General features: G+C 60.0%; 11 protein-coding genes. 6 read left to right on the top strand and 5 right to left on the bottom strand.

From position 1 onward, the window contains the following. Positions 1-133: 133 nt before the first annotated feature. A complete protein-coding gene (locus LCH64_RS27820; protein ID WP_226501928.1) occupies positions 134-1,261 on the bottom strand; it encodes a branched-chain amino acid ABC transporter substrate-binding protein in 1,128 nt (375 codons plus the stop codon). Positions 1,262-1,613: 352 nt separating this feature from the next. On the opposite strand from LCH64_RS27820, the gene LCH64_RS27815 reads away from it, so the two are divergent. After that, a complete protein-coding gene (locus tag LCH64_RS27815) occupies positions 1,614-1,919 on the top strand; it encodes a DUF2288 domain-containing protein (protein WP_201135615.1) in 306 nt (101 codons plus the stop codon). Between the two features lie 295 nt (positions 1,920-2,214). On the opposite strand, the gene LCH64_RS27810 is transcribed toward LCH64_RS27815, so the two are convergent. Continuing rightward, complete coding sequence (locus tag LCH64_RS27810; RefSeq protein ID WP_103485739.1) at positions 2,215-4,413, bottom strand: hypothetical protein; 2,199 nt, start codon at positions 4,411-4,413, stop codon at positions 2,215-2,217. A 197-nt stretch (positions 4,414-4,610) separates the two neighbouring features. On the opposite strand from LCH64_RS27810, the gene LCH64_RS27805 reads away from it, so the two are divergent. Next, positions 4,611-5,507 (top strand): NAD(P)-dependent oxidoreductase, encoded by an 897-nt coding sequence (locus tag LCH64_RS27805; protein WP_226501927.1) that lies wholly within the window; start codon positions 4,611-4,613, stop codon positions 5,505-5,507. Here the strand turns inward: LCH64_RS27805 and LCH64_RS27800 are convergent. Both LCH64_RS27800 and LCH64_RS27795 read right to left on the bottom strand, forming a co-directional pair. Continuing rightward, positions 5,398-7,680, bottom strand: coding sequence for a bifunctional diguanylate cyclase/phosphodiesterase (locus LCH64_RS27800; RefSeq protein ID WP_226501926.1), 2,283 nt, complete (start codon positions 7,678-7,680; stop codon positions 5,398-5,400). The genes LCH64_RS27805 and LCH64_RS27800 overlap by 110 nt on opposite strands. A 148-nt stretch (positions 7,681-7,828) precedes the next feature. After that, entirely contained in the window at positions 7,829-8,197 is a 369-nt protein-coding gene (locus tag LCH64_RS27795; protein WP_003222391.1) for a YkgJ family cysteine cluster protein, read from the bottom strand. A gap of 299 nt (positions 8,198-8,496) precedes the next feature. Between LCH64_RS27795 and LCH64_RS27790 the strand changes: the two genes are divergently transcribed. After that, positions 8,497-9,846: an MFS transporter gene (locus LCH64_RS27790; RefSeq protein WP_103485742.1), complete on the top strand. Its 1,350-nt coding sequence runs from the start codon at positions 8,497-8,499 to the stop codon at positions 9,844-9,846. 172 nt (positions 9,847-10,018) lie between these two features. Here the strand turns inward: LCH64_RS27790 and rapA are convergent, their stop codons facing one another. Further along, positions 10,019-12,865, bottom strand: a complete 2,847-nt coding sequence (gene rapA / locus LCH64_RS27785) for an RNA polymerase-associated protein RapA (protein ID WP_226501925.1) — start codon at positions 12,863-12,865, stop codon at positions 10,019-10,021. 253 nt (positions 12,866-13,118) lie between these two features. Here rapA and LCH64_RS27780 point away from each other — a divergent pair, with 253 nt between their 5' ends. The 3 genes from LCH64_RS27780 to ccoM all read left to right on the top strand — a co-directional run bounded on the left by LCH64_RS27780 (position 13,119) and on the right by ccoM (position 13,995). Continuing rightward, a complete protein-coding gene (locus LCH64_RS27780; RefSeq protein ID WP_003222394.1) occupies positions 13,119-13,460 on the top strand; it encodes a hypothetical protein in 342 nt (113 codons plus the stop codon). Between the two features lie 109 nt (positions 13,461-13,569). Continuing rightward, positions 13,570-13,731, top strand: coding sequence for a hypothetical protein (locus LCH64_RS27775; RefSeq protein ID WP_007969497.1), 162 nt, complete (start codon positions 13,570-13,572; stop codon positions 13,729-13,731). Between the two features lie 150 nt (positions 13,732-13,881). Continuing rightward, entirely contained in the window at positions 13,882-13,995 is a 114-nt protein-coding gene (gene ccoM / locus LCH64_RS28315; RefSeq protein WP_003222396.1) for a cytochrome c oxidase subunit CcoM, read from the top strand. Positions 13,996-14,204 lie beyond the last annotated feature (209 nt).

Genomic DNA, 14,204 nt, shown 5'->3' with positions numbered 1-14,204 from the left:
AGCGAACCGCTGATGACGGTTTTGAGATTTTCAGGTGGGGAGACTGGCGGATCACGCCAGCGCGGCCCATACATTCGTAAAACAAAGCCCACGGCACGCCGTGGGCTTTATTGGCAGTCAGTCAGGGCGCGCCTTACTGAGGCGAAACTTCAGTTTTCGGTTTGCCGAAGTGCCACTCGTAAACCACAAATTTGAAGTCCTTCAGGTCGCCCTTGGCGTCGAAGCTCAGGTCGCCGGTAGGGGTCTTGAAGGAGCCTGCGTGAATGGCTGCGGCCACTTTGGCCGGGTCTTCGGATTTGGCTGCGGTGATACCGCCGGCAATCACTTCAACCGCCGAGTAGGAAGGGAACACGAACGGGCCGCTCGGATCTTCTTTCTTCGCCTTGAAGGCATCAGCCAGGGCAACGTTGGCCGGATCCTGGTCGAAGGATTTCGGCAGGGTCACCAGCAGGCCTTCGGAGGACTCTTTGGCGATCTGCGAAATGGAGTCGTTACCCACGCCTTCCGGACCCATGAACTTGGCTTTCAGGCCTTTTTCCTCGGACTGACGCAGGATCAGACCCAGTTCCGGGTGGTAGCCGCCGTAGTAGACGAAGTCGACGTTGGCTTGCTTGAGTTTGGCGATGATCGAGGAGAAGTCCTTGTCGCCGGCGTTGATGCCTTCGAATACCGCGACTTTCACGCCGTCTTTTTCCAGCGTCTGTTTAACGGCGGTGGCGATGCCTTCACCGTATTGCTGCTTGTCGTGCAGTACGGCGACGACTTTCGGTTTGACGTACTTGGCAATGTAGTTACCGGCGGCAGGGCCCTGGGCGCTGTCCAGACCGATGGTGCGGAAGATCATTTTGTAACCACGGGCAGTGATGTCCGGGCTGGTGGCAGCCGGGGTGATCATCACGATGCCTTCGTCTTCGTAGATGTCCGAAGCAGGCTGAGTGGAGCTGGAGCACAGGTGACCGACCACGAACTTGACGCCGTCGTTGACGACTTTGTTCGCGATCGCTACGGCTTGTTTCGGATCGCAGGCATCGTCGTATTCAACGGCTTCGAGTTTCTTGCCGTCGACGCCGCCCTTGGCGTTGATCTGCTCGATGGCCATTTTCGCGCCACTGAACTGCATGTCGCCGTATTGGGCTACAGGACCGGTCTTAGGGCCGGCGATACCGATCTTGATGGTGTCAGCGGCGAACGAATGGCTGGCAACCCCGGCCAGAACCATAGCGGCAAACAGTTTGGAAATCTGCTTAGTAGCCTTAGTCATAGTGCTCCACTCTTACTGTTGTAATTTTTTTGAGTTCTGGCGCCGTAGCAGCAGAACCGGGTCAGATATCTTTGCGATACCCTCCGGAAATGCCCCCGGCAACTGTACCGGTACAGTGTAGAGCGCCGGTTGTTGGCCTGGGAAGCTGGCGCCGGGGGGCAAAACTTGTGGGTGTCGCATTTTTGAATGAAAAAGACAGAATTGCGGCGGGGCTTTCCTGGGGCTTATGCCCCAAACAGCAGCATTCCTTGGCGTTCCTGCTCTTTTCGTTCGGTGAAGCCATTTGCAACCGGGTTTTTCTGCCGGACCACCGACGTTATCATTCGCGTCGATTTCTTTTCCGGACAGTCCCATGAATCAAGAACCTAGCACCCTCTATGCCAAGCTGCTTGGTGAAACCGCATCTATTACCTGGAAAGAGCTGGAGCCGTTCTTCGCCAAGGGTGCCCTATTGTGGGTCGACCCGGCCCTGGATTTGATCGCCGCCGCCGAGGCCGTGGCATCGGACGATGGCGAGAAAGTCGCCACCTGGCTGGCCGAAGACAAACTCGCCAAGCTGTCTGAAACGCGGGCGCTGGATATTTTCGAGCGTGATCCAGCGCTGTGGGCGGTGGTGGTGAGTCCGTGGATTCTGATCCAGGAAAGGGCGCAGGTCTGAAGGGGTGCACCTTTGTAGTGCGTGCCGTCATCCGCGAAAAGTGTGTAGCCGAGTAGCGTGATGGCACGTTGCCGTAGAGAAATGCCACAAGCGTGGGTGGCCTCACGGTGACGTAAACGTAACGGGCACAGTTTATTGAGCAGCCTGAGGGCTGCTTAATTGTTTCTGGATGTTGGAAGGGCTGAGATTTTCAGGGAATTTGAGGGCCCCATCGCGAGCAGGCTCACTCCTACAGGGGAACGCATTTCAACTGTAGGAGTGAGCCTGCTCGCGATAGGGGCAACTCGGATCTGGATCAGACCGAGTAAGTCTTGCCCGTATGGTTATTCAGGGAAATAACCTTGGTCTTGCCGATCCGGTGACGGTAGATCTCGCGCAGGTACTTGATCGCTTTCTTCACGCAATCGCGCGACAGGCGAATGTCGTTGATCGAGACGAACTTGTCCTTGTCGTTGATCAGCTCGCGGTACTTCTTCTCGTACATCGGCTTGATCGCGTACCAGTTGGTGTCGAGGATCTTCGCCGGGTTTTCGAACTCGTTAAGCAGATCGTCGATGCGGTCTTCGTCGAAGTCTTCATTGATGATGAAGTCGAGGATCGAGTTGTCCAGGGTTTCGTCGAAACGGTACGGGGTCTTGGCGAAGCAGCGCTTGATGAACGCCACGATCAGGGTCAGGAAGTCGTCCGACAGGCACGGGCTCTTGGCGATCAGCGTGGTCAGCGACAGGTTGGCCGAGGCGCCGATCACCAGTGCATAGCGCTTGAGCGTGGTGTTGGGGAACAGGCTGTTGAGGTGGGTCTTCAACCGGTTCAAGTCCATGTACGACAGTTTGTAGTCCTTCGGCAGCGAGACGATCGAGACCACCGACGAGCAGTTCTTGAAGAAGTGCAGGTCGTGCAGCGCGGCGGCGTCGTAGCCGGAATTCTTGTACTGCTCCAGCGAGGCGCGATAGCGCTTGGATTCGATCGGCAGCAGGCTGATGCCTTCGATGGCCTGGGTGACTTTGTTGAAGTGCGGCAGGTCGATCGAACGGAAGAACAGGTCATCGATGTTCAGACGCTGCGGCTCTTTGTCGAACACCTTGAACTTGTCGCTGCTCGGCGGCGGGGTTTCCGGCACCACCGATTCGGCGTAGGCAATCGCCACCGGGCCGGCCAGACTCATGAACAGGTCGTTGGCGTCCAGGCGAATGGTTTCGCCGATGTCGATGCCGGCGCGACGGAAGTAGTTCTGGTCGTAGTCGGTGGTCACCGCCTGCGCCGTCAGAATGTTGAAGATCTGCTGCGAGATGTACTGGTTGGCGTGCTTCTCCATCGCATTGACATCAATGTTCTGGATGTTGCCGTCATCGCTCTCTTCGGCGTAACGCATGATGTCGTTGGAGATCAGCATCATCGCGTTCCATGGGCGGATACGGCCCATGACGCTGGCTTCGCTGCTGTCTTCATTGGCGAAGTTATAGGAGAAATCCCATTCTTCCGACAGGTATTTGCACAGCAGGCGGCCGGCGTTGATGTGCAGCGCCTCGGACATTTCACTGCGGTGGTCGGAAATGTTCGGCAGCACGCAGATGCCGCTGGTGAAGATCGGCTCGAACACGAACGAATGCCCGCTCTTGCCGTCGTGCTCGTCCATCGGCTTGGTGTCGAACGTCTTGTTCATGTACGAGTGCTGCTGGGCCAGGCCGAACTCTGAGGCCATGCCCGAACCGGTACCGCCGCCAGCACTGAAGATCGAGAAGTACAGGCGCGACTGGTTGGCCTTGATGCCGCAGCTGTCGATCAGGTACGAGTGGATCATTTTCCAGTCAGGGCTGGAGAAACGCTGGGTGTCCTTGTTGAGGATGATCTTCGCCAGATACTGGCCGAGGATCGGCGCGTTACCGGCGCCACCGGCGTGGACTTCGGACAAGTCCATGATCTTCATTTTGCTGTAGTCGCGCAGGAAGCCGCTTTTCTCGCCCTTGCGCGAGAAACGGATGCGCCCGGCGATGTCCTTGTCGAGGTCACCGAGCATCACCAGCGGTTCGACGAGGAACACCGGTTTGCTCGATTTGTTCGGGCCGATCCGCAGGTTGTGCTTGATCCACTGCGCCGGGCTGTAGCCCTTGTCGGCCAGACGCCGATCCGCCGCACGGTCTTCGTTGTTGAATTCGTTGAGGTAGAACTTGCGCGCGTTGTACACCAGCTCCGCGACGTCGAGGGCGATGTTCGAGCCGCAGCGACCGAGGCCGATCAGGCACACCGAGGGAAATTCCTGGTCGTTGTGCTGTTCGTTGTCGCCTTCCAGGTGCGGCGGGCGCGGGAACACCAGGTCACGCAGACCGTCGAGGTTGTCGAGGATGCGGTCGGTGTTGGTTTCGGTGTAGTACAGGTATTGGTGAGTGCCCAGCGGGCGCGAAGGAGGCAATGGCTTCATCGGAGCCGGGCTGTTCGCCGCAGGGCTCAGGGTCAGATCGGATACCGCAGTGGCCGGATTGTTTTTAGAAGTCATTGTGCGCCATATACCTGGACAGGGTTGGCTCGGCGACCGTTGTCATCGAGCCTCACGGAAAGAGGATCTCGCGTCTTTGACTGCGCGTATTTGGCCCGGGCGTCAGGGGCTTGGCCTGATCGTCGCGCGGGGGAATCCTTTCCTGATCGTTCATGAATCGGCCATTATTCAGTGATCTTTAATCGAAAAGAGGCGAAATGATGTCAACGCTACCTTCGTTGGGTTTTGCCGGAATCGGCCTGATGGGCTTGCCGATGTGCCGTCGTCTGCTGGCCGCGGGTTATCCGCTGACCGTGTGGAACCGCAACCCGGCCAAGTGCGCGCCACTGGTCGAGGCCGGCGCCCGGCAGGTGGCGAGCCCCGCAGAACTGTGCGAACACGCCGACGTGGTGATGCTCTGTCTGGCTGATACGGCGGTGGTGCGCGAGGTGGTGTTTGGCCCCGCCGGTGTCGCTGAAGGCGCGAAAAACGGCCAGTTGCTGGTGGACTTTTCCAGCCTCGAACCGACCGCTACCCGCGAAATGGCCGCCGAGTTGGCAGACCAAACCGGGATGGCCTGGCTCGACTCACCGGTGTCCGGCGGCGTGGTCGGCGCCGAGGCCGGTAGTCTGGCGATCATGGTCGGCGGTGCGGCGGCGGATCTGGAGCGGGTGCGCCCGGTACTGCTCAGCCTCGGTCAGCGCGTCACGCACATGGGCGGCATCGGCGCCGGGCAAGTGACCAAGGCCTGCAATCAGATGATCGTCGCCTGCAACGCGCTGGTGATTGCCGAAGTGGTGGCGCTGGCCGAACAGGCCGGGGTCGATGCGAGCCTGATCGCCGAAGCGCTGGCCGGTGGTTTTGCCGATTCGAAACCGTTGCAAATCCTTGCCCCGCAAATGGCCGAGAGCCGTTTCGAACCGGTGAAGTGGCACGTGCGCACGTTGCTCAAGGATCTCGACACCGCGGTGAAATTCTCCCGCGAACAAGGCTCGGCCACGCCGATCAGCGGATTGGCCGCACAACTGATGCGCCTGCATGGGGCGCAGGGTTTTTTGCAGAAGGATCCAGCGACACTGGTACAAATGTACCGCGCGCCAGACTCAGCGGATTGACCGCGTGCGAGTGTTTGCGCTGATTGATTTCCTCAAGTACCGGGCGTAATTCGTTCAGCGGCACCGGGCGACTGAGCAGGTAGCCCTGAATGAAATCGCAGCCTGAGCGCTCAAGAAACTCGTACTGCTCCAGGCTTTCCACGCCTTCGGTCACCACCTGCAAATGCAGGGTGTGAGCCATGACGATGATCGCCTGGACGATCTCCATGTCGGCGGTCGCCTTGGGGATGTCGAGGATAAAGGAACGGTCGATCTTCAGCGTGTTCAGCGGCAGGCGCTTGAGGTAGGCCAATGATGAATAGCCGGTGCCGAAGTCGTCGATCGACAGCGACACCCCGAGGGCGCGGATCTGCCGCAACAGCACCAGGGTGTTGGCGATGTTGCCCATCAAGGCGTTTTCGGTGACCTCCAGTTCCAGCCGCTCCGGCGCGACGCCTGCGGTGCGCAGCGCACTTTCGATTTCATCGGCGAGCTCTTCCCGGGCAAGGTTGAGTGGCGAGCAGTTCCAGGCGATTTTCAGTTCGTCGCAGCCGTGGCGCGTCAGTTCGCCAAGGTCGGTGCAGGCCCGGCGCAGCACCCAGTTATCCAGCTCGGCGATCAGACCGTTGGTTTCGGCAATCGCGATGAAACGATCCGGGGCCAGCAGGCCATGCACCGGGTGCTGCCAGCGAATCAGCGCTTCGAGCTTGGTCACCCGCCCGGTTTTCAGTTCGAAGATCGGCTGGTAGTAGAGCATCAGCCCGTTTTCTTCGCGCAGGGCGTGGCGCAGCTCTTCTTCCAGTTGCAGTTCAAGGCTGGCGCGGGTCTTCATGTTGGAACTGAAAAAATGCAGGCCGTTTCGCCCGGCACCCTTGGATTGATACAGCGCCAGATCCGCATGCTTGAGCAGTTCTTCGCAGGTGGTGCCGTCGTCGGGGAACAGGCTGATACCGATGCTGGTGGTCATCACCATGCGCCGTCCCGCCAGTTCGATCGGCTCCTTCATTTTCTGCATGATCCGCTGCGCCATGCCGCGCGCTTCTTCGCGGTCGTGCAGGCCGATCAGGATGCAGAACTCGTCGCCGCCGAAGCGCGCGACCACATCCTCATGACTGCGCACCGAACCTTTGATGTGATTGGCGATGACTTTGAGCAAGGCGTCACCGGCGTCATGGCCGAGGCTGTCGTTGATCCGCTTGAAGTGGTCGATGTCGAGAAACATCACCGCGAGCATGCCGCCTTCGCTGGTTTTCTGGCTGAGTTTCTCGGCGAAGATCTGGTTGAATCCACGGCGATTGATCAGGTTGGTGAGGGCGTCGTAGTTGGCCACTTGCTGCAGTGACATTCGCGCCTGATCGAGCTGCCCGAGCAGGGCGTTGACCCGGCGCAGGTCGTGCTCCTTGTTCTGCAGTTTCTTGTCGGCCAGGGCCGCACTGATCGCGCTGCCGAGAATCAGCAGGATGATCAGCGCGACCGTCAGGCCCAGTTGCAGATGGCTGGGGTCGGCGGCCATCGTCGGTGCTGTACCTTCGGGCAACACCAGGTGCAGCGCGGCCATGCCAGTGAAGTGCATGCTGATGATGCCTGCGCCGAGAATCACCGCAGCGGTGTATTTGAGTAATTGATGAAAACGCCCAGTGCCTTCACGCAGATAACCGGCGACCCACAGTGCGGCGAAGCTGGCGCCGATGGCAATCACGATCGACAGGCAGAACAACAGGGGCTGGTAGTAGGCGGTGGCCACCGAATGCATCGCCGCCATGCCGACGTAATGCATGCCGGCGATGCCCAGACCGATGACGATGGCGGTTTTCAGGTAGTGCACCAGGCTGGGCTGCGGCTCACTCAAGGTGTGCATCGCCAGCCACGAGGCGAGCAGGGCGATCAGCAGGGAGAACAGGGTAATCGCCAGATCGTAGTGCACTTCGATCGGCGCCTGGAACGCCAGCATGGCGATGAAGTGCATGGCCCAGATGCCGCCGGCCAGGCACGAGGCGCCGATCCAGCGCCACACCCGTTGCGAGCCCGGGTCTTCGGCGTGACCGACGCGTTCGGCCATGTCGAGGGTGGCGAAACTCGCGGCGCAGGCGACCAGATAGGCCACCAGCACCAGCAAGGGGTTGTGTGTGCAATCGAGAATGACCTGCCCGCTCTCCGGCAGCTCGGTAACAAACTGCAAACCAAGCCACTCCATAGCATGCCCCGTCTCTGAAGTCGTCCCTACTGCGTCTTCAACGCAGGCGAATGACTGGAGTATAGAGGCGGTTTTTGCTATGCAAGCGATAGTGGCACATTGGCGCCAACGATTTCGGCATGAGCCTCATAACGATTGGCGCTAAGGGTCAGGCGCTCTGGTCGTAAGGTAGCTGATTCCATTCCGGTTCGAGAGGCGGCAAGCCGAAGCGGGCGCGCGCCTTGTCGCAATCGACATTCTGTTCGCCGTTTTCCCAGGAAGCATCGAATTCGCGGCAGGGACTGGAGCGTTGCTCATAAATCGAGCACTGCACGTTACTGCCCACCTCACCGACCAGCGCCGTACAGCGCGGCGATTTGCAGTCGGTGCCGTTCATCGCCACCCGACTGGGGCTGATCTGCGTGACCAGTTCATCGGGTACTGTGCCGCCGGAGGAGGCGCATTCACCCCAGAAAAAAGACACGCGAAAATGGGAACAGCAGGCACCGCAATTCAGACACGGACTGACTTCGGACATGGGGAGGGCATCAAAGGGGTTGATCGGCGAATCCGGACGGATCCGGCGGCTATTCTAGGCTTCGCCATGGACTTGGGAAGGGGGCGCGAAAGTATTTTTTTGTAGCCGGATTTTGCCGCAAAACCCCCGGTTTATGGGGGATTGCTGACTTATCAAGGGCTTACGTTTCTTTACAGTGCCATGCCTCGTTATCAGCTTGACGAATGATCACAGACAGCCCCGGCCCGCCTGTCTAGATTGCAGGTTCCGGGCTCGGATGCGTCGGCAGTGAAGCCCTATAACAATAAAGAGACGGACCCATGCAGAACTCGACCCAAGCGGCGAATGCCTGGCGCATTCTGTTCCTGTTGTTCCTTGCCAATCTGTTCAATTTCTTCGACCGCACCATTCCGGCGATCATCATCGAGCCGATCCGCATGGAATGGCACCTCAGCGACTTTCAACTGGGGATCGTCGGCACCGCGTTCACCCTGGTTTATGCGATCGCCGGCCTGCCGTTGGGGCGCATGGCCGATACCGGTTCGCGCAGCAAACTGATGGGCTGGGGCCTGGCGACCTGGAGCGCGCTGACCGCAGTCAATGGTCTGGTTGGCAGCTTCTGGAGTTTTCTGCTGGTGCGCATGGGCATCGGTATCGGCGAGGCCAGTTATGCGCCGGCCGCCAATTCGTTGATCGGCGACCTGTTCCCGGCGCACCGTCGGGCGCGGGCCATGGGCATTTTCATGCTGGGCCTGCCGCTGGGCCTGCTGCTGGCGTTCTTCACCATCGGCGCGATGGTCAAGGCGTTCGACAGCTGGCGCGCGCCGTTCTTTATCGCGGCGGTGCCGGGGCTGATCCTCGCGGTGTTCATGTTCTTCATCAAGGAACCCAAACGCGGTGCGGCAGAAACCGTGCAGGTCTCGCAGGAGAGAGTCGACAAACCGATTCGCCGGGTGCTCGCGGTGCCGACGTTCCTCTGGCTGGTGCTGGCCGGGTTGTGTTTCAACTTCGCCACCTATGCCTGCAACTCGTTCATGGTGCCGATGCTGCAGCGCTATTTCCTGATGCCTCTGCACGATGCGGCGGTGGCGACCGGGGTGATTGTCGGCATCACCGGGTTGATCGGCCTGACTCTGGGTGGCTGGATCGCCGACAAGATTCATCAGCGTGTTGCCAACGGACGCCTACTGTTTGCCGGCTTCAGCCTGATCGTCTCAACGGTGTGCACGGTGTGGGCACTGTATGTCGGGCGTGTCGAGATCGGAGTGTTCGTCGCGCTGTTCAGCGTCGGCTGGCTGTTTGCCTACAACTTCTATACCTGCGTGTACACGGCGATTCAGGACGTGGTCGAGCCGCGCCTGCGGGCCACGGCCATGGCGTTGTTCTTCGCCGGGTTGTATTTGCTGGGCGGTGGCCTGGGGCCGGTGGTGGTCGGTGGTTTGTCGGATCATTTTGCCCAGTCGGCAATGATTTCGGCGGGGGCTGAGCAGATGACCGAGGCATTCAAGGCTGTCGGGCTGCATGACGCGATGTATCTGATTCCGGTGGCGCTGTTTTTCACCATGGTGTTTCTGTTTCTGGCGGCGCGGTGTTTTGTGCGGGATGCGCAGCGGATGAAGGAGGGGTTGGTGGCGGTGAGTGAACCTGATGGTGCGGTGGCGACTGCATGATCGCCTTCGCGAGCAAGCCCGCTCCCACATTGGATCTGCGGTGTGAAGTCGATCCCTGTGGGAGCGGGCTTGCTCGCGAAGAGGCAATCAACAGCGCAGCATGAATATCAGACAAACAAAAAGGCCCGCATCACTGCGGGCCTTCTTGTTTTCAGCACTGAAGCAGGGCGGTTTAACCCGCTACCAACACCCGGATCGCTTCCAGACGCAGCGCCGCTTTATCCAGCATCGCCAGACCCAGTTCACGCTGCTTGCGCAACGCATCCAGTTCGCTGTCGCGCACGGTCGGGTTGACCGCTTGCAACGCGGTCAGGCGCGCCAGTTCTTCTTCGGTATCGGCCGCCAGACGACGACGGGCCTCGGCCACGCGCTCGGCGTGACGCGGGGCAATCTTGTCTTCACCGGCGTTGATCCGTGGCGTCAGCTGATCGCGTTGGGCCTGGATGAACTTGTTGGCGCTGGCACGTGGCACGCTTTCCAGTTGATCGTTGAGGGTTTCGAACGAGACCCGCGGCGACAGATCGTTGCCGTTGGCGTCGAGCAGGCAGCGCAGGGCAGCCGGCGGCAGGTAGCGGCCCAGTTGCAGCGAGCGCGGTGCAACCACTTCGCTGACGTAGAGCAGTTCCAGCAGCACGGTGCCCGGTTTCAGCGCCTTGTTCTTGATCAGCGCGACGGCGGTGTTGCCCATCGAACCGGACAGCACCAGATCCATGCCGCCCTGCACCATCGGGTGTTCCCAGGTGATGAACTGCATGTCTTCGCGCGACAGCGCCTGATTGCGGTCGTAGGTGATGGTCACGCCTTCGTCGTCGCCCAGCGGGAAGCTGGCGTCGAGCATCTTCTCGCTCGGCTTGAGGATCAGGGCGTTTTCCGAGTGGTCTTCGCTGTCGATACCGAACGCGTCGAACAGGGTTTCCATGTAGATCGGCAGGGCGAACTGGTCGTCCTGCTCAAGGATCGCCTCGACCAGCGCGTCACCTTCGCCAGCACCGCCGGAGTTGAGTTCCAGCAGACGGTCGCGACCGGTGTGCAGCTCTTGTTCCAGACGCTCGCGCTCGGCGCGGGCTTCGTCGATCAGCGCTTGCCACTCGCCGTCATCGGCTTCTTCAAGCAGCGGCAGCAGGCGCGGGCCGAACTGATGCTGCAAGGCGTTGCCGGTCGGGCAGGTGTTGAGGAACGCGTTCAGCGCTTCGTGGTACCACTGGAACAGGCGCTCTTGCGGGCTGGTTTCCAGGTACGGCACGTGCAGCTCGATGATGTGCTTCTGACCGATCCGGTCGAGACGCCCGATACGCTGCTCGAGCAGGTCCGGGTGCGACGGCAGATCGAACAGCACCAGGTGGTGCGCGAACTGGAAGTTGCGACCTTCACTGCCGATTTCCGAGCAGATCAGCACCTGTGCGCCAAATTCTTCGTCGGCGAAGTAGGCGGCGGCGCGGTCACGCTCGAGGATGTTCATGCCTTCATGGAACACCGTGGCCGGGATGCCGGAACGCACGCGCAGGGCGTCTTCCAGGTCCATCGCGGTTTCGGCGTGGGCGCAGATCACCAGCACTTTGGTGCGCTTGAGCATTTTCAGCTGATCGATCAGCCACTCGACGCGCGGGTCGAATTTCCACCAGCGCTCTTCTTCGCTGGCGTCCGGCTGGGCCTGGAAGCTGACTTCCGGGTACAGCTCGGCGTGATCGCCCAGCGGCAGTTCGAGGTATTCGTCCGGGCATGGCAGCGGGTACGGGTGCAGTTTGCGCTCCGGGAAACCCTGCACGGCGGCGCGGGTGTTACGGAACAGCACGCGGCCGGTGCCGTGGCGGTCGAGCAGTTCACGCACCAGACGCGCGCTGGCTTCGGTGTCGCCATCGTTGACCGCAGTCAGCAGGGCTTCGCCTTCGTTGCCGAGGAAACCGTGGATGGTCTTGTGTGCTGCAGGCGACAGGCGCCCTTTGTCGAGCAGTTCCTGAACGGCTTCGGCCACCGGGCGATAGTTCTCGCTCTCGGCGCGGAACGCGGCCAGGTCATGGAAACGGTTCGGGTCGAGCAGGCGCAGACGGGCGAAGTGGCTGTCCTGACCGAGCTGTTCCGGGGTTGCGGTGAGCAGCAGCACGCCGGGAATCACTTCAGCCAGTTGTTCGACCAGCGAATACTCAGGGCTGGCCTTGTCTTCGTGCCACACCAGGTGATGGGCTTCGTCGACCACCATCAGGTCCCAGCCGGCGGCGAACAAGGCGTCCTGCGCCTTCTCGTCTTCGACCAGCCACTCCAGGGCAACCAATGCCAGCTGGGTGTCTTCGAACGGGTTGGTGGCATCGCTTTCGATGAAGCGTTCTTCGTCGAACAGCGCGACCTGCAGGTTGAAACGGCGGCGCATTTCCACCAGCCACTGGTGCTGCAGGTTTTCCGGAACCAGGATCAGCACGCGATTGGCGCGGCCCGAGAGCAACTGGCGATGGATCACCAGACCGGCTTCGATGGTTTTCCCCAGACCCACTTCGTCCGCCAGCAGAACCCGCGGCGCAATACGGTCGGCGACTTCACGGGCGATGTGCAACTGGTGCGCGATTGGTTGCGCACGCACGCCGCCCAGGCCCCAGAGCGAGGACTGCAACTGGCGGCTGGTGTGTTCCAGGGTGTTGTAGCGCAGGGAGAACCACGACAGCGGGTCGATCTGCCCGGCGAACAGACGGTCGCTGGCCAGACGGAACTGAATGAAGTTCGACAGCTGGGTTTCCGGCAGGGTAACGGCTTCGTTCTGCCCGTTGAGACCGTGATAGACCATCAGCCCGTCGACGTCGTCGACTTCGCGCACGGTCATCTTCCAGCCTTCGAAGTGAGTAATGGTGTCACCCGGCGAGAATCGCACGCGGGTGAGGGGCGCATTCCGTAGCGCGTACTGGCGGGTTTCGCCAGTGGCCGGGTAAAGCACGGTCAACAAGCGGCCGTCCTGTGCCAGAACGGTGCCTAAACCAAGCTCTGCTTCGCTGTCACTGATCCAGCGTTGCCCCGGTTGATACTGCTGCGCCATGCTGCCTGACTCCCACCTTGAAAAAGCGGGCTATCTTAACGGAATGCAGGCTTCAGGGCCAAAGATTACTGGGTAGGCGCTGCCGCAGGCGGCGATCCTTTGATCTTTGGAAACACTTGAGATTTGTGGTGTCCGATTAAAAGATCGCAGCCTGCGGCAGCTTCTGCAGGTGCCAAGTGCGTCACAGATTTGCGACGGATGGCTCAAGGCGCCTTTGCCGCAGCCGATAGCTTGCTGACAGGAGACCCTATATATGCTGCCACCGATGCTCCCCCTGAGCGCTGTGCCGATCACTTCCCAGCAGGATCCGATTCGCCAGCGGCCGGACATTCCTCCGGTGGTGCCGGTGCAGGAAAGCTCCAACGAAAGCACGATCGATCTGCAAAAGCGCGATCCGGAAGAGGATCGACTGCTGGCGCGCGAAGAACAGCGTCGCCAGCAGGAGCGTGATCGTCGCCGTCGCGAAGCCGACGAAGACCCGGAGGAGCATCTGGCCGTGCCGGGCACCGAGCTGAATGCTGACAACACCGTGCCGGTGGTGCCGCTGATGGAAGATCAGCCGCGTCAGGGCTTGTGGGTCGATATCGAGATCTGAGTACGAAGGTTTACACGAATTGTTGTAGAGCGCTGGCGCCAGGCGGCATTATTGGCGCAGTCCTGCCTTTGATGCGGCAGTTGTGATTCTTTCAAGTGATGCACCCGCCATGAGCCAAGACGACAAACTGATCGACCTCAGCACCGAGCGCGCCAAGCGTGTGCATGACCTCAACGAGAAACGCCTGAACGAAGTGCGCAAGGCCTTCGAACAGGCGATGCCGTTGGGAAAAGTAAAGAAAAAGTCGAAAAACAAGCCGAAAAAGCGTTGATCTCCCCCCCTGCATCCTTTGATGCAGGTCAGTTATTTTCCCGCCTTTATCCTCTGTGTTGACCGGACTTGATCCTGGTCAATTTCTGCGCCTGCGCGATTGGTTAACTTAGCTCCATCGCAGCAAAGCAGGGGCCAGGAGGCCACAGTCATGTTTTTCGATAACGTGGTGTTTGCCGGGGTTCTGACCGTAGGTCTCATGGTTCTGTTTTTTGCAGGGTTTGGATTTTTTATCTGGAAGGATGCGAATAAGCGCAAGAAGTAGTCTTTCTGGGTTTGATGAGCACGCAAGGCATTTTGGGCGACTTCGGTTGCCCTTTTTTTTGTGTTCTTGGCGGCCTTTGGGCCGACCATGTTCTTGGGGTTTTGGGTGTATATCCGTTGCTGCGGGTGTTGCTGATTAGGGTTCCGCCCTTACGGCGGGTCACTTTTTCCAGACGCCGAAAAAGTAACCAAAAAGGCTTTACCCTGACG

It is taken from the genome of Pseudomonas sp. MWU16-30322 (assembly GCF_020515535.1).
Lineage (GTDB): Bacteria > Pseudomonadota > Gammaproteobacteria > Pseudomonadales > Pseudomonadaceae > Aquipseudomonas > Aquipseudomonas fluorescens_H.
The sequence above is the reverse complement of the archived record's forward strand: the minus strand, read 5'-3'. Positions and strand labels throughout refer to the sequence as shown.